The sequence below is a fragment of the Agrobacterium sp. 22-221-1 genome (assembly GCF_053522445.1).
Window position 1 is genome coordinate 315,468 of sequence record NZ_JBNWCL010000004.1, and the last position, 14,902, is coordinate 330,369.

Genomic DNA, 14,902 nt, shown 5'->3' on the forward strand with positions numbered 1-14,902 from the left:
GGTTCCCGGGACACCGATGATTGAATCTGCACATTTGAATGATGATAAGATGCAGACTATATGATGGTGTGGTTTTCGAATTTAAATGGCGGTTTTGGTAAAAGATGGGCTTCAGCGACTTTATCACATTGTTTTTTCTCGTTGCAGCGGTGCTGATCTTCTTTCAGCTCCGCAGTGTCCTCGGTCGCCGCACGGGCAATGAGAAGCCGCCATTCGACCCCTATAGCCCGCGAGATGTGGCAAAGGGTCCCGTTGCAGACGATAACAAGGTCGTGACCCTGCCGCGGCGCAGCGAGGGTGACGATGAAAACCGTTTTGCCGAGGCGGATGCGCTTGCGCCCGTCGATACGCCGCTCAATGCGTCGCTGCGGGAGGTGATGACCAGGGACCCGTCCTTCGGGCCGAAGGAATTCCTGAACGGCGCCCGCATGGCCTATGAAATGATTGTCATGGGCTTTGCCGATGGTGATCGCAAGACGCTCAAGAACCTTCTGTCGAAGGAGGTTTTCGACGGTTTCGAGGCGGCCATTTCCGAGAGGGAAGGTCGTGGCGAGGTTGTGAAGTCCACCTTCGTGGGTATCGAGAAAGCAGATATCACCCAGGCCAGTGTGCGTGATTCCGAAGTGCAGATCACGCTGAGGATCGTCAGCCAGCTGATTTCGGCGACCTATGACAAGGATGGCAAGCTGGTGGATGGCGATCCGGATGCGGTTGCGGAGGTGGACGACATCTGGACCTTCTCGCGCGATATCCGCTCGCGCGATCCGAACTGGAAGCTGATCGCTACCGAATCCGAGCAATGACCGCGCCCTTTTCGATCGAAGAAGTTTCTTTCAGCGACCTGCCCGAATGGCGGCAAGACGATCCGGGCAAGCTTTTTCCAGCGATGGCGACCATCCTGTCGCATCTTCGGAATGCAAAACCCTACAGGACCGGCGCGCTCGGGGTCACGGCGGCGGAACTGGTCTCGCTTCTGGAAAGCGCAGAGAAAAACCAGACAAGCAGCCCGGAACAGGCACGCCGGTTTTTTGAAACCAATTGCGTGCCTTTCAGGATTTCTACGGCTCAGGGAAAAAGCGGTTTCGTGACCGCTTTTTACGAGCCCGAACTGGAAGTGTCGTCCGAGCCCGACGACATCTGGCGTTATCCGATTTACCGCCGGCCGCCGGAGTTGGTGGATATCGACGACACCAATCGGCCCGCCGGCTTCGATACGTCCTATGCTTTCGGCAGGGAGGATGAAAACGGTATTTCTTATTTTCCAGACCGCCAGGCGATCGATGAAGGGTACCTGGAGGGCAGGGGTCTTGAGATTGCCTGGGCAAGATCGAAGGTCGACCTGTTTTTCGTTCATGTGCAGGGTGCGGCGCGTCTGATGTTTCCCGACGGCGCGGTAAAGCGCATCACCTATGCGGCCAAGGCCGGGCATGCTTTTTCACCGATTGGCCGTCTGCTTCTCGATCGCGGCGAACTCGATCCGAAAACCGTGTCGATGCAGACGATCCGCAAATGGCTCGCTGACCATCCGGATAAGGTGGATAGGGTGCTATGGCATAACAGGTCCTATATTTTTTTCCGGGAGGCGGATGTCGCCGATCAGGATATGGGGCCGATTGCGGCTGCGAAGGTTCCGTTGGTCGCGGGGCGAGCGCTTGCAGTGGACAGGCTCATCCACACTTTCGGGCTTCCCTTCTTCATCCATGCGCCGTCGCTTACCCATCTCGATGACGGAAAACCTTTTGCGCGGCTGATGCTGGCGCTCGATACCGGCTCGGCCATCGTTGGCCCGGCGCGTGGCGATATTTTCACCGGCTCCGGTTTCGAAGCGGGAGAGCTGGCCGGTACGGTGCGTAATGAGGCCGATTTTTATATACTGATACCGCAGGTGGCTGCGCAGAGGTATCGGCGATGAAGAGCAGTCGCAAGCTCGGCAAGGAAGAGCGCATTCTGTGGGGAAAGGTCGCAAAAACCACGCGGCCGATCTCCGGCAGACTGGAAGACCTGCTGGCTTTTGACGACATAGAGGAACCTCCGGTGGAACCCGATGTTCCGCAGACCGGCAAAGGCGCTTTTCCGCGAATGCTTGCGGAGCCGGTCGAGCCGTCGCCACCCGCTCCGGACAAGAAGCCGAAGATTCATCAGCCGATGGAAAAACCGGTCAAACGCAAACTCACCCGTGGCCGGTTGCCGCTGGAAGGGCGGATCGATCTGCACGGCATGTTCCAGAGCGAAGCCCATGCGGTGCTGCTTGATTTTCTGTTGCGCGCGCATGAACGCGGTCTGAGGCATGTGCTCGTCATAACGGGCAAGGGCCGTTCCATCGGCAGCGACGGCGCGCTGAAAAGGGCGGTGCCCATGTGGTTTTCCAAGCCGGAATATCGCCATCTGATCTCATCCTATGAGGACGCATCCGCCAATCACGGCGGCGACGGTGCGCTCTATGTGCGGCTGGCGCGTCGGCGGGGTGAAAAGTCATGACGCCCTTTGCGGAGGCCGTGCGGCAGCTTCGCGAGCGCAAGGGCGTGACGCAGAAGGAAATGGCCGCCGCAATCGGCGTGTCGCCGGCCTATCTTTCGGCGCTGGAGCATGGCAAGCGCGGCAAGCCGAGTTTCGATCTCCTCCAGCGCATCGCCGGATATTTCAACATCATCTGGGATGAGGCGGAGGAATTGTTCTTTCTGGCCGGCTCATCCGACCCGAAAGTGGTGATCGACACCATCGGTCTGCCGCCGCAATATACGGCTTTCGCCAACCGGCTGGCACGGGATATTCGCAAGCTGCCGCCGAGTGTGGTAGAGGAACTGTCAGCCGTGCTGCAAAAAAGCCGTTCTTGCGATTGAAACCCCTCTATCCCCTGCTTTATGCAGCATCCTGAAGCATGCGGCCTTTGGGATTGGGTGTAGAATTTCTATAGTCGCATGTCGGATTTGAGTGATTCGCTGGCTTCAGGCCCTCTCACTGGAAACCTGGCCCGAGAAAACTTTGGAAAGAGTATTTATGACCGAAACATCGTCAAGCGAAGTCGGCGCGAACGCGGAATATGGAGCCGATTCGATCAAGGTCCTCAAGGGCCTTGATGCCGTGCGCAAACGGCCCGGCATGTATATCGGCGATACCGATGACGGTTCCGGCCTGCACCACATGGTCTATGAAGTCGTCGACAATGCCATTGACGAGGCGCTTGCCGGTCATGCCGATCTGGTGACGGTGACGCTGAATGCCGACGGCTCGGTGACGGTAACGGACAACGGACGCGGCATTCCGACCGACATCCATTCTTCTGAAGGCGTTTCCGCCGCCGAAGTCATCATGACCCAGCTGCATGCCGGCGGCAAATTCGACCAGAACTCCTATAAGGTGTCGGGCGGCCTGCATGGTGTGGGTGTCTCTGTGGTCAATGCGCTTTCGGTCTGGCTGAAGCTCAGGATCCGCCGTAACGGCAAGCTGCATGAAATCGGCTTCACCCATGGTGTCGCCGATGCGCCGCTTTCCGTCATTGGCGAATATGAAGGTCGCTCTGGCACGGAAGTGACCTTCCTGGCGAGCCCGCAGACCTTCACCATGACGGACTATGATTATGGAACGCTGGAGCATCGCCTGCGCGAACTCGCATTCCTGAATTCCGGCGTGCGCATCCTGCTCACCGACAAGCGCCATTCCGATATCAAGCAGGAAGAGCTACTGTATGATGGCGGTCTCGAAGCCTTCGTCCGTTATCTCGACCGTGCCAAGAAGCCGCTGGTGGACAAGCCAGTCGCCATCAAGGGCGAAAAGGACGGCATTACGGTTGAGGTCGCACTCTGGTGGAACGATAGCTACCATGAGAACGTGCTTTGCTTTACCAACAACATTCCCCAGCGCGACGGCGGCACCCATATGGCCGGTTTCCGCGCGGCGCTGACCCGTCAGGTGACCTCCTATGCCGAAACCTCGGGCATCCTGAAAAAGGAAAAGGTGAGCCTGCAGGGTGAGGACTGCCGTGAAGGACTGACGGCCATTCTCTCCGTCAAGGTTCCCGACCCCAAGTTTTCCTCGCAGACGAAAGACAAGCTCGTTTCCTCCGAAGTGCGTCCGGTCGTGGAAAGCCTTGTCAACGAAGCGCTCTCCACCTGGTTGGAAGAACATCCTTCCGACGCAAGAATCCTCGTGGGCAAGGTGGTGGAAGCGGCGGTCGCCCGCGAAGCCGCCCGCAAGGCGCGCGAACTGACACGCCGTAAAGGTGCGCTCGATATCGCCTCTCTGCCCGGCAAGCTTGCCGACTGCTCCGAGCGTGATCCGGCTAAATCCGAACTCTTCCTCGTCGAGGGTGACTCCGCTGGCGGTTCGGCCAAGCAGGGCCGCTCGCGCGAAACCCAGGCGATCCTGCCGCTGCGTGGCAAGATTCTCAATGTCGAACGTGCCCGTTTCGACAAGATGTTGTCCAGCCAGGAAATCGGCACGCTGATTACGGCGCTCGGTACCTCCATCGGCAAGGACGAGTTCAACGCCGACAAGCTGCGTTACCATAAGATTATCATCATGACGGATGCTGACGTCGATGGCGCCCACATCCGTACCCTGCTCCTGACCTTCTTCTTCCGCCAGATGCCGGAACTGATCGAGCGCGGCCATCTCTATATCGCTCAGCCGCCGCTTTATAAGGTCACGCGTGGCAAATCCGTGCAGTACCTCAAGGATGAAAAGGCGCTGGAAGAATACCTGATCTCCATGGGTATCGAGGAAGCGTCGCTGACGCTCGGTTCTGGCGAAGTGCGTATCGGCGCAGATCTTCGCGAAGTCATTCTGGATGCGGTGCGCATGCGCTCGCTGATCGACGGGCTGCATTCGCGTTACAGCCGCTCGATCGTGGAACAGGCGGCAATAGCCGGCGCGCTGAACCCCGAGCTTTCGGCCGATGCTGCCCGCGCCGAGGAAACCGTTGCCGAAGTGGCACGGCGTCTCGACATGATCGCGGAAGAAACCGAACGTGGCTGGTCCGGCACCGTACTGCAGGATGGCGGCTTGCGCTTCGAGCGCATGGTGCGCGGCGTCAAGGAAGTTTCGACGCTGGATATGGGACTGCTCGGTTCGGCCGATGCCCGCCATATCGATCAGCTCGCAGCCCGCACGCGCGATATCTACGCCACGCCGCCGGTCCTGCAACGCAAGGATGGCACCATGGAACTGGCCGGTCCACGCGCACTTCTGGATGCGATTTTCGCCGCCGGCCGCAAGGGTCTTTCCATGCAGCGCTATAAGGGCCTCGGCGAAATGAATGCCGAGCAGCTGTGGGAAACCACGCTCGACGCCAATGTTCGCTCCCTGCTGCAGGTAAGGGTGAGCGACGCGACGGATGCCGACGGCCTGTTCGCTCGCCTGATGGGCGACGAGGTGGAACCGCGCCGCGACTTCATTCAGGAAAATGCGCTGAGCGTCGCTAACCTCGACATTTAATCCTGTGGGGTATTTCGCGTAACGATTCACGTGAAACGAAAATTTAACAAAAGGCCCGGCGGTCAATTTCCGCCGGGCCTTTTGTCATTCAGAGAACATCAATCAACCTTGCCGGTGAAGCGCCCTTCGAAGGCCACATCCGCCAAGGGCAGACGCTTGCTCGGCACTTCCCGTTCCGCCAGATCGTCGGGGAGAACGGACTTGTCGGTCAGCGTGCCGATGGCGACCCCGGCCTCCACCTTGTAGCCTTCCGGGATGTTCAGTTTTTCAACGATCTTGTCTTTCAATATGCCAGCCATGCCATGGGCGTGGTAACCGAGCAAGTGAGCCTGCATAGCAAGCGAAAACCAGGCAGCGCCGGCATCGAAGGAATGGGTCGCTGATGGTTTTTTCTCACCGTCGCGCGAGATGTTATAGTCGCGGGAAATGACAAACAGCAGCACGGAGGCGTTTTTTGCCCAGCGCTGGTTTCCCTCCATCAGCAGTTCCACGAAGAGCGGCCAGTCCTCACTATCCTTGTGCGCATAGACAAACCGCCATGGCTGATAGTTGGAGGCAGACGGCGCCCAATGCGCGGCATCCAGAATTGTCATCAGATGCTCTTGCGGCATGGCGTGGCCATCGAAGGCGCGCGGAGACCAGCGATCGAGGAAGAGGGGATCGACGGGATATTCGGATTGCCGGGAATTGCTGTTCGTCACGGGCCATGTCCTTTTGATTGACGGGAAGGAAAAGGTATTTTTCGAAACTTGGCGCAGTCAAGGGGTGACAAGTATGAATGCATCGTTCATATATGCATCACCTTGTCTGACAACCGGGAGAGAGTTCCATGAAATTGATGCGTGTCGGCCAGCCCGGCCAGGAAAAACCTGCAATCCTCGATGCGGAAGGAAAAGTCCGCGATCTGTCCGCCCATGTCAAAGACATTGGCGGCGAAGCCATTTCTCCCGAGGGCCTCAAGAAGATCGCCGCGATCGACCTGAGTACACTTCCGGTGCTGAACGAAGAGCGCATCGGCGCCTGCGTTGCCGGAACCGGAAAATTCATCTGCATCGGCCTCAACTTCTCCGACCATGCTGCCGAAACGGGTGCCACCGTACCGCCGGAACCGGTCATTTTCATGAAGGCGACCTCGGCCATCGTCGGTCCGAATGACAACGTCACCATTCCGCGCGGTTCTGAAAAGACCGACTGGGAAGTCGAGCTCGGCGTCGTCATCGGCAAAACCGCCAAATACGTCTCGGAAGCCGATGCTCTCGACTACGTCGCCGGTTATTGCGTTTCGCATGATGTGTCCGAACGCGCCTTCCAGACGGAGCGTGCGGGGCAATGGACCAAGGGCAAGTCCTGCGACACCTTTGGCCCCATCGGCCCCTGGCTGGTGACGAAGGATGAAATCGCCGATCCGCAGAACCTCGGCATGTGGCTGAAGGTCAACGGCCAGACCATGCAGGACGGCTCCAGCAAGACCATGGTGTATGGCGTCGCGCACGTTGTCTCCTATCTCAGCCAGTTCATGTCGCTGCATCCCGGCGATGTCATTTCCACCGGCACTCCTCCCGGTGTCGGCATGGGCATGAAGCCGCCGCGTTACCTGAAGGCTGGCGATGTCGTGGAACTCGGTATCGAAGGCCTCGGTTCCCAGAAGCAGACTTTCGTCGCCGACATCTGATCGCCACGGCGTTCAACGGAAAGTGAGGCGCTGGCGGGAAACCGCCGGCGCCTTCGATTTTGTGCACCTGCGAAAAGCTGCTATGGTTGAAAAAAGAGCGTGATCGCGAGGGAGGCGTCATCAGTGTTCTACCACCTCTATGAAATGAACCATGCGGCCATGGCGCCGCTGCGCGCCGGTGCCGACATGATGCGCCAGGCCTGCAACAATCCGCTCAACCCGCTTTCCAGCACGGCTTTCGGAAGAAGCCTCGATGCCGGTTTTGAGGTCTTTGAGCGCATGACGCGCCGTTACGCAAAACCGGAATTCGCTCTCGGCAATACGATTGTCGATGGCCAGACCGTCAATGTTGTCGAAGAGACCGTCTGGTCGCGTCCGTTCTGCAATCTCGTTCATTTCAAGAAAGAACTCGATCCAGCCCGCCAGTCTGATCCGAAGGTGCTGCTGGTAGCGCCGATGTCCGGCCACTACGCCACCCTGTTGCGGGGGACGGTCGAGGCCCTGCTGCCTTCGGCGGATATTTACATCACCGATTGGGCCGACGCCCGCACCGTGCCGGTGAGTGAGGGCACCTTCGATCTCGACGATTACATCAGCTATGTCATCGAGATGCTGCGCGCGATCGGACCAGGGGCGCATGTGGTCGCCGTCTGTCAGCCATCCGTGCCGGTGTTGGCCGCCGTCTCGTTAATGGAGGCGGATGGGGATAAATTCGCACCAGCGTCTATGACGCTGATGGGTGGTCCGATCGACACGCGCATCAATCCAACGGCTGTCAACGGTCTTGCCAAGGCGAAACCCATTGAATGGTTCCGCGACAATGTCGTCATGCAGGTGCCATGGCCGCAGCCCGCTTTTGGCCGCAATGTCTATCCGGGCTTCCTGCAACTCTCCGGTTTCATGTCGATGAACCTCGACAAGCACATGACGGCGCACAAGGATTTTTATCTCAACCTCGTCAAGAATGACGGCGATTCCGCTGAAAAGCACCGCGAATTTTACGATGAATATCTGGCCGTCATGGATTTGACGGCGGAGTTCTATCTGCAGACGGTGGAAACCGTCTTTATCGACCATGCGCTTCCGAAAGGGAACATGCTGCACCGGGGCAGGGCGGTCGATCCCGCGGCCATTCGCAAAGTCGCATTGTTTACGGTGGAAGGCGAGAACGACGATATTTCCGGTGTTGGCCAGACAAAGGCGGCCCATGATCTCTGCCGGAACATCCCTGAAGACAAACGCGCCCATTACATGCAGCCGGATGTCGGGCACTACGGCGTCTTCAACGGTTCGCGCTTCCGCAAGGAAATCGTGCCGCGCATGCTGGATTTTATCCGTAAACACCAGACAGCTTAAGGGCAGATGGCTGGCCGTGCCGCGCATTTGCATGGCCAAGCGACGGGCGAATCGGTTATGAAGAGTACATGTTTTCGCTCCTCAGAAAATCCCTGAAATCGCCGGCCCCAAAGAAGGCGCTGCCCAGCCAGCGCACTGTTGCGGTGGCGGGCAGGCAGGTGCCGATTACGGTCAGGGAAAATCCGCGCGCCACGCGCATTACGCTGCGCATTGAACCGGGCGGCAGGGCGCTGAAGCTGACGATCCCTATGGGCCTGCATCACCGCCAAGTGGATGACTTTCTCGAAAGGCACCAGGGCTGGCTGGAAGGCAAGCTTGTGAAATTCAGCCCCGACGACGGTTTGCGTCCGGGTGCGACCATCGATATTCGTGGCATATCTCACCGTATTGACCATACTGGCAGCCTACGAGGGCTGACACATGTCACGAAAGACGCCGATGGGATGGCCATTCTGAAGGTCAGCGGCGCGCCGGAACATCTGAGAAGACGGATAGCGACATTCCTCAAAAAGGAAGCGAAGGCGGATCTGGAACGGCTTGTGGCTGTTCATGCACGTAGCATCGGCCGGCCGGTGCGCTCCATCAGCATGAAGGATACGCGCAGCCGCTGGGGTTCCTGTTCCCATGATGGAAATTTGAGCTTTTCCTGGCGCATTGTCATGGCTCCGGAACAGGTCATCGACTATCTTGCCGCCCACGAGGTTGCACATCTGAGCGAAATGAACCACGGCCCGAAATTTTGGGCATTATGCGAAAAGCTCTGCCCGCACACGGAAGAAGCCAAGAGCTGGCTGAAACGCCACGGTTCCAAACTCCACGCCATCGATTTCGATTGAAACCTGCGGCGCGGATCGCCATCTGGATTCACGTGAAACATTCCATCGGGAATGGATGCGATTTGGCTCGACTCTTGTCGCATTTCATGTCAGGTCGCGGGTATGAAACCGGATATCAAGATTTGCGGATTGAAGACACCGGAAGCGCTGGAGCGCGCCGTCAGGCGCGGTGCGTCCCATGTCGGTTTTATTTTCTTTGAAAAAAGCCCGCGCAACATCGAGCCCGATATTGCCGGCAGGCTGGCGGAAGGTGCCCGTGGCGCCGCCAAGGTGGTTGCCGTCACCGTCAATGCCGACAATGATTATCTCGATGAAATCGTCGATCTCGTCAAACCGGACATCCTGCAGCTGCATGGCAATGAAAGCCCGGAGCGGCTGCTGAACATCAAGGCGCTGTATGGCCTGCCTGTCATGAAGGCGATTTCCATTCGCGATGCCGCTGATCTTGCCAAAATCGACCCTTATATTGGAATAGCCGACCGTTTTCTGCTGGATGCCAAGGCGCCCGCCGGTTCCGAGCTGCCGGGCGGCAACGGCGTCTCCTTCGACTGGACCATCCTGCGATCACTTGACGCAAGTGTGGATTACATGCTTTCCGGGGGATTGAACAAGGACAATGTCGCCGAGGCGCTGGCGGAGACCAGGGCAAGCGGACTAGATTTATCGTCCGGTGTGGAAAGTGCACCGGGCGTCAAGGATCTGTCCATGATCGACGCATTTTTCGATGTGGTGAATGATTGGTCGAAAGGCCCAAAGGGAGCTTGAAGTGAACGACGCGCCAACACCCAATTCTTTTCGCGCTGGTCCCGATGAGGACGGCCGTTTCGGCATTTACGGAGGTCGCTTCGTTGCCGAAACGCTGATGCCGCTCATTCTGGATTTGCAGGCGGAATGGGACAAGGCCAAGACCGATCCCGCGTTTCAGGCGGAACTCAAGCATCTCGGCGCGCACTATACGGGTCGTCCGAGCCCGCTTTATTTTGCGGAACGCCTCACGGCGGAACTTGGCGGCGCGAAGATCTATTTCAAGCGCGAAGAGCTGAACCACACTGGCTCGCACAAGATCAACAATTGTCTCGGCCAGATCCTGCTTGCCAAGCGCATGGGTAAGACCCGTATCATTGCCGAAACCGGTGCCGGCCAGCACGGCGTTGCCTCCGCTACCGTCGCTGCACGCTTCGGCCTGCCTTGCGTCGTCTATATGGGCGCGACGGATGTTGCCCGTCAGGCCCCGAATGTGTTCCGCATGAAGCTCCTTGGCGCTGAAGTGAAGCCGGTGACGGCCGGCCACGGCACCCTGAAGGACGCTATGAACGAGGCCTTGCGCGACTGGGTCACCAATGTCGAGGATACCTATTATCTGATCGGCACCGCGGCCGGCCCGCATCCCTATCCGGAAATGGTCCGCGATTTCCAGGCCGTTATCGGCGAGGAAGCCAAGGCGCAGATGCTGGAGGCCGAAGGCCGCCTGCCAGATCTGGTCGTCGCGGCTGTCGGCGGTGGTTCGAATGCCATCGGCATCTTCCATCCTTTCCTCGATGACAAGAATGTCCGCATCGTCGGTGTCGAAGCCGGTGGCAAGGGTCTTTCGGGTGATGAGCATTGCGCTTCCATCACCGCCGGTTCGCCGGGCGTGCTGCATGGCAACCGCACTTATCTGCTGCAGGATGAGGACGGCCAGATCAAGGAAGGCCATTCGATCTCCGCAGGCCTCGATTATCCCGGCATCGGCCCTGAACATTCCTGGCTGAACGATATCGGCCGCGTGGAATATGTGCCGATCATGGACCATGAGGCGCTGGACGCCTTCCAGATGCTGACCCGCCTTGAAGGGATCATTCCGGCTCTGGAGCCGAGCCACGCCTTGGCGGAAGTCATCAAGCGCGCACCGAAGATGGGCAAGGATGAAATCATCCTGATGAACCTCTCCGGTCGCGGCGACAAGGATGTCCACACCGTCAGCAAGTTCCTTGGAATGGATGTATAAGATCATGACTGCACGTATGGACAAGCGCTTTGCCGATCTGCGCGCTGAAAATCGCCCGGCCCTGATTACCTATTTCATGGGCGGCGACCCGGATTTTGAAACCTCGCTCGGTATCATGAAGGCTCTGCCGGAAGCAGGTGCCGACGTCATCGAACTCGGCATGCCCTTTTCCGACCCGATGGCGGATGGTCCGGCCATTCAGCTGGCCGGCCAGCGCGCGCTGAAAGGCGGCCAGACGCTGAAGACGACGCTCGATCTCGCCCGCGAGTTTCGCAAGCAAGACGATGCAACGCCGATCGTGATGATGGGCTACTATAATCCGATCTATATCTACGGCGTCGAAAAGTTTCTGGACGACGCAATCGCGGCTGGCATCGATGGCCTGATCGTTGTCGATCTGCCGCCGGAAATGGACGATGAACTCTGCATCCCGGCACTCGCGCGCGGCATCAACTTCATCCGTCTGGCGACGCCGACGACGGATGGCAAGCGTCTGCCTGCCGTCCTTAAAAATACCTCAGGTTTCGTCTATTACGTCTCGATGAACGGTATCACCGGTTCAGCACTTCCCGATCCCTCGTTGATCTCGGGCGCTGTCGGTCGTATCAAGGCGCATACGGAACTGCCAGTCTGTGTCGGTTTCGGTGTCAAAACGGCCGATCATGCAAAAGCGATCGGTGCTGTGGCGGATGGCGTTGTGGTCGGTTCGGCCATCGTCAACCAGATTGCGGGCAGCCTGACCAAAGACGGGCAGGCGACCGCCGATACCGTACCGGCCGTTACGACGCTGGTAAAAGGACTTTCAACGGGCGTGCGTGCATCGCGCCTTGCCGCTGCGGAATAAGCGCGCGGCCCAGTCAGGAGTAGTCAGTTGAACTGGATCACCAATTACGTACGGCCCCGGATCAATTCCATGCTTGGCCGCCGCCCGGAGGTTCCGGAGAACCTGTGGATCAAGTGCCCGGAAACGGGCGAGATGGTCTTCCACAAGGATCTGGAAGATAACAAGTGGGTCATCCCGGCTTCCGGCTACCATATGAAGATGCCGGCCAAGGCACGTCTTGCCGATCTTTTCGATGGTGGTGTCTATGAGGCACTGCCGCAGCCGAAGGTGGCGCAGGACCCCTTGAAGTTCCGCGATTCCAAAAAATACACCGACCGCCTGCGCGACAGCCGCACGAAGACCGAGCAGGAAGACACAATCCTTGCCGGCGTTGGCCTCCTGAAAGGCCTGAAGATCGTCGCCGTCGTGCATGAATTCCAGTTCATGGGCGGTTCGCTCGGCATTGCCGCTGGCGAGGCCATCGTTAAGGCCTTCGAGCGCGCCATTTCCGAGCGTTGCCCGCTCGTGATGTTCCCGGCCTCGGGTGGCGCACGTATGCAGGAAGGCATTCTTTCGCTGATGCAGCTGCCACGTACCACGGTTGCGGTGAACATGCTGAAAGAAGCGGGAATGCCATATATCGTGGTTCTGACGAACCCGACGACCGGCGGCGTCACGGCCTCCTACGCCATGCTGGGCGATGTGCATATCGCCGAGCCGGGCGCTGAGATTTGCTTCGCAGGCAAGCGCGTGATCGAGCAGACCATTCGCGAAAAGCTTCCCGAAGGCTTCCAGACTTCGGAATATCTGCTGGAACACGGCATGGTGGACATGGTGATCGACCGCCGCGAAATCCCCGACACGCTGGCCAATCTGCTCAAGATCATGACCAAAGCGCCTGCTGGGAATGCAAATGCGGTCGTCCCGCTGGCCGCTTCGGCCTGAGAAAAAAAATATGTCGCCCGGAGGCATAAACTGCCTTCGGGATGATGCTATACGTTGCATGATTTCATCTTTGGTGCGGCGGACAAATGGCAAGCAAAACGCCTGAAAGGCGAACGGAAGACATGACGAAGCCCGCGATCGGTGAGGCCGAGAAGATCATTGAAGAGCTGATGCAGCTCCACCCCAAGGGGTTCGATCTTTCGCTCGATAGAATTTCCCGTCTTCTCGAAAAACTCGGCAATCCCCAGAACAGGATGCCACCTGTTATCCATGTTGCGGGCACCAATGGTAAGGGTTCCGTCACGGCCTTTTGCCGAGCGCTTCTGGAGGCGGCGGGCCTTTCCGTTCACGTCCACACCTCTCCACATCTGGTGAACTGGCACGAACGTTATCGTATCGGCGTCTACGGGGAAAAAGGCCGTTATGTCGAGGATGCCGCCTTTGCGGATGCGCTGCGCCGTATTGAAGCTGCCAATGCAGGCCAGACGATTACGGTTTTCGAAATCCTGACTGCCGCGATGTTCGTGCTTTTTGCGGAACAGCCCGCCGATGCCGCCGTCGTTGAGGTTGGTCTGGGTGGACGTTTCGATGCGACCAATGTGATCAACAATCCGGCCGTCTCCGTCATCATGCCGATTTCGTTGGATCATCAGGCCTATCTCGGCGACCGAGTGGAGCTGATCGCCGCCGAAAAGGCGGGAATCATGAAAAAGGGTTCCCCCGTCGTCATAGGCCATCAGGAATATGATGCAGCGCTTGAAACGCTCGTCGCCACGGCGGAGCGGCTCGGTTGCCCGGTATCGGTCTATGGGCAGGATTTTTCCGCCCATGAAGAATTCGGCCGCATGGTCTATCAGGATGAGTTCGGCCTGGCCGATGCGCCGCTGCCGCGTCTTCCCGGCCGCCACCAGCTTGCCAATGCCGCCGCCGCGATCCGCGCCATCAAGGCCGCCGGTTTCGAGGTGACGGAACGGATGATCGAAAAAGCCATGACCTCCGTGGAATGGCCCGGCCGTCTGCAGCGCATCCTGACTGGCAAAATCGCTGAAATGGCCCCGAAGGATTCGGAAATCTGGATCGATGGCGGTCATAACCCCGGCGCGGGCGAAGTCATTGCCGAAGCGATGGCCGGCTTTGAGGAAAAGACGCCACGCCCGCTCTTCATCATTGCAGGCATGATCAATACCAAGGATCCGGTGGGCTATTTCAAGGCCTTCGCCGATATTGCCGAATATGTCTTCACCGTGCCGATTGGCGGCACCGATGCGGCGATCGATCCCGTCGTACTTGCTCACGCGGCCTTCGATGCAGGTCTCGTGGCGGCCCCCACCTCGTCCCTCACGCATGCTCTGGAAGAGCTGTCGCGCCGCTTCGACCCCGAAGGACCGGCACCGCGCATCCTGATCGGCGGCTCGCTTTATCTTGCCGGCAACGCGCTCGCCTTCAACGGCACGGTTCCCCAATAAAAAAGCCCGGCAGTGATGCCGGGCTTTTTTCATTCCATGAACATTGCTTATGCGGCGCCGGAAATCCAGGCGGACAGCGCTGTCTTGGGAGCAGCGCCAACCTTGATGTCGGCCACTTCGCCGCCCTTGAACATGGCGAGCGTCGGGATGGAGCGCACGCCGAACTGGGCAGCCAGTTCCGGGTTTTCGTCGATGTTGAGCTTCGCGACCTTGACCTTGCCGGCAAGCTCGGACGAAATTTCCTCAAGGCTCGGCGCGATCATCTTGCACGGGCCGCACCATTCGGCCCAGAAATCCACCACGACGGGTTCGGCGGATTCGAGGACTTCGGACTGGAAGTTGGCGGCATCGACTTTTACGGTAGCCATATCTGGCTCTCCTTTC

The 14,902-nt window shown here is 58.6% G+C and carries 15 protein-coding genes; 13 read left to right on the forward strand and 2 right to left on the reverse strand.

Going from position 1 to position 14,902, the window contains the following annotated elements:
- The first annotated feature begins 104 nt into the window (after positions 1-104).
- From ACQZ5N_RS08860 to gyrB, 5 genes are all read left to right on the forward strand, one after another.
- Positions 105-803, forward strand: coding sequence for a Tim44/TimA family putative adaptor protein (locus ACQZ5N_RS08860; RefSeq protein WP_003521156.1), 699 nt, complete (start codon positions 105-107; stop codon positions 801-803).
- Positions 800-1,912 (forward strand): murein transglycosylase A, encoded by a 1,113-nt coding sequence (gene mltA / locus ACQZ5N_RS08865; RefSeq protein WP_448732705.1) that lies wholly within the window; start codon positions 800-802, stop codon positions 1,910-1,912. Before ACQZ5N_RS08860 ends, mltA begins: the two co-directional genes overlap by 4 nt.
- Positions 1,909-2,478, forward strand: coding sequence for a Smr/MutS family protein (locus ACQZ5N_RS08870; protein ID WP_448732706.1), 570 nt, complete (start codon positions 1,909-1,911; stop codon positions 2,476-2,478). Before mltA ends, ACQZ5N_RS08870 begins: the two co-directional genes overlap by 4 nt.
- Complete coding sequence (locus ACQZ5N_RS08875) at positions 2,475-2,840, forward strand: helix-turn-helix domain-containing protein (protein ID WP_003521160.1); 366 nt, start codon at positions 2,475-2,477, stop codon at positions 2,838-2,840. The genes ACQZ5N_RS08870 and ACQZ5N_RS08875 overlap by 4 nt, the downstream gene beginning before the upstream one ends.
- 157 nt (positions 2,841-2,997) lie before the next feature.
- Positions 2,998-5,433 carry a DNA topoisomerase (ATP-hydrolyzing) subunit B gene (gyrB, locus tag ACQZ5N_RS08880; protein WP_080815419.1) on the forward strand — a complete coding sequence of 812 codons (2,436 nt, stop codon included), beginning with the start codon at positions 2,998-3,000 and terminating at the stop codon, positions 5,431-5,433.
- A 98-nt stretch (positions 5,434-5,531) separates the two neighbouring features.
- On the opposite strand, the gene ACQZ5N_RS08885 is transcribed toward gyrB, so the two are convergent.
- The gene (locus ACQZ5N_RS08885; RefSeq protein WP_448732707.1) at positions 5,532-6,134 is read right to left on the reverse strand and encodes a nitroreductase family protein; all 603 of its coding nucleotides are present in this window, start codon (positions 6,132-6,134) and stop codon (positions 5,532-5,534) included.
- A gap of 128 nt (positions 6,135-6,262) precedes the next feature.
- On the opposite strand from ACQZ5N_RS08885, the gene ACQZ5N_RS08890 reads away from it, so the two are divergent.
- The 8 genes from ACQZ5N_RS08890 to ACQZ5N_RS08925 all read left to right on the forward strand — a co-directional run bounded on the left by ACQZ5N_RS08890 (position 6,263) and on the right by ACQZ5N_RS08925 (position 14,518).
- Positions 6,263-7,105 carry a fumarylacetoacetate hydrolase family protein gene (locus ACQZ5N_RS08890; protein ID WP_174057565.1) on the forward strand — a complete coding sequence of 281 codons (843 nt, stop codon included), beginning with the start codon at positions 6,263-6,265 and terminating at the stop codon, positions 7,103-7,105.
- A gap of 123 nt (positions 7,106-7,228) precedes the next feature.
- Positions 7,229-8,461, forward strand: a complete 1,233-nt coding sequence (locus ACQZ5N_RS08895) for a polyhydroxyalkanoate depolymerase (protein ID WP_448732708.1) — start codon at positions 7,229-7,231, stop codon at positions 8,459-8,461.
- Positions 8,462-8,529: 68 nt separating this feature from the next.
- Positions 8,530-9,297 carry a M48 family metallopeptidase gene (locus tag ACQZ5N_RS08900; protein ID WP_448732709.1) on the forward strand — a complete coding sequence of 256 codons (768 nt, stop codon included), beginning with the start codon at positions 8,530-8,532 and terminating at the stop codon, positions 9,295-9,297.
- Positions 9,298-9,399: 102 nt separating this feature from the next.
- Positions 9,400-10,062 carry a phosphoribosylanthranilate isomerase gene (locus ACQZ5N_RS08905; RefSeq protein ID WP_425646617.1) on the forward strand — a complete coding sequence of 221 codons (663 nt, stop codon included), beginning with the start codon at positions 9,400-9,402 and terminating at the stop codon, positions 10,060-10,062.
- 1 nt (position 10,063) lies between these two features.
- Positions 10,064-11,284, forward strand: coding sequence for a tryptophan synthase subunit beta (gene trpB, locus ACQZ5N_RS08910; RefSeq protein WP_003521170.1), 1,221 nt, complete (start codon positions 10,064-10,066; stop codon positions 11,282-11,284).
- 4 nt (positions 11,285-11,288) lie between these two features.
- The gene (trpA, locus tag ACQZ5N_RS08915; protein ID WP_031233963.1) at positions 11,289-12,128 is read left to right on the forward strand and encodes a tryptophan synthase subunit alpha; all 840 of its coding nucleotides are present in this window, start codon (positions 11,289-11,291) and stop codon (positions 12,126-12,128) included.
- Positions 12,129-12,155: 27 nt separating this feature from the next.
- Complete coding sequence (gene accD / locus ACQZ5N_RS08920) at positions 12,156-13,052, forward strand: acetyl-CoA carboxylase, carboxyltransferase subunit beta (RefSeq protein WP_080852919.1); 897 nt, start codon at positions 12,156-12,158, stop codon at positions 13,050-13,052.
- Positions 13,053-13,138: 86 nt separating this feature from the next.
- Positions 13,139-14,518, forward strand: a complete 1,380-nt coding sequence (locus tag ACQZ5N_RS08925; protein ID WP_448732710.1) for a bifunctional folylpolyglutamate synthase/dihydrofolate synthase — start codon at positions 13,139-13,141, stop codon at positions 14,516-14,518.
- Between the two features lie 47 nt (positions 14,519-14,565).
- Here ACQZ5N_RS08925 and trxA read toward each other — a convergent pair whose 3' ends face one another.
- Complete coding sequence (gene trxA / locus ACQZ5N_RS08930; RefSeq protein ID WP_003505361.1) at positions 14,566-14,886, reverse strand: thioredoxin; 321 nt, start codon at positions 14,884-14,886, stop codon at positions 14,566-14,568.
- Positions 14,887-14,902 lie beyond the last annotated feature (16 nt).

Coding starts and splice junctions, on each gene's coding strand:
- mltA (WP_448732705.1), top strand. CDS start 800: ATGACCGCGCCCTTTTCGATCGAAGAAGTTTCTTTCAGCGACCTGCCC.
- trpA (WP_031233963.1), top strand. CDS start 11,289: ATGACTGCACGTATGGACAAGCGCTTTGCCGATCTGCGCGCTGAAAAT.
- gyrB (WP_080815419.1), top strand. CDS start 2,998: ATGACCGAAACATCGTCAAGCGAAGTCGGCGCGAACGCGGAATATGGA.
- ACQZ5N_RS08900 (WP_448732709.1), top strand. CDS start 8,530: ATGTTTTCGCTCCTCAGAAAATCCCTGAAATCGCCGGCCCCAAAGAAG.
- ACQZ5N_RS08905 (WP_425646617.1), top strand. CDS start 9,400: ATGAAACCGGATATCAAGATTTGCGGATTGAAGACACCGGAAGCGCTG.
- ACQZ5N_RS08890 (WP_174057565.1), top strand. CDS start 6,263: ATGAAATTGATGCGTGTCGGCCAGCCCGGCCAGGAAAAACCTGCAATC.
- ACQZ5N_RS08870 (WP_448732706.1), top strand. CDS start 1,909: ATGAAGAGCAGTCGCAAGCTCGGCAAGGAAGAGCGCATTCTGTGGGGA.
- ACQZ5N_RS08875 (WP_003521160.1), top strand. CDS start 2,475: ATGACGCCCTTTGCGGAGGCCGTGCGGCAGCTTCGCGAGCGCAAGGGC.
- ACQZ5N_RS08925 (WP_448732710.1), top strand. CDS start 13,139: ATGGCAAGCAAAACGCCTGAAAGGCGAACGGAAGACATGACGAAGCCC.
- trxA (WP_003505361.1), bottom strand. CDS start 14,886: ATGGCTACCGTAAAAGTCGATGCCGCCAACTTCCAGTCCGAAGTCCTC.
- ACQZ5N_RS08860 (WP_003521156.1), top strand. CDS start 105: ATGGGCTTCAGCGACTTTATCACATTGTTTTTTCTCGTTGCAGCGGTG.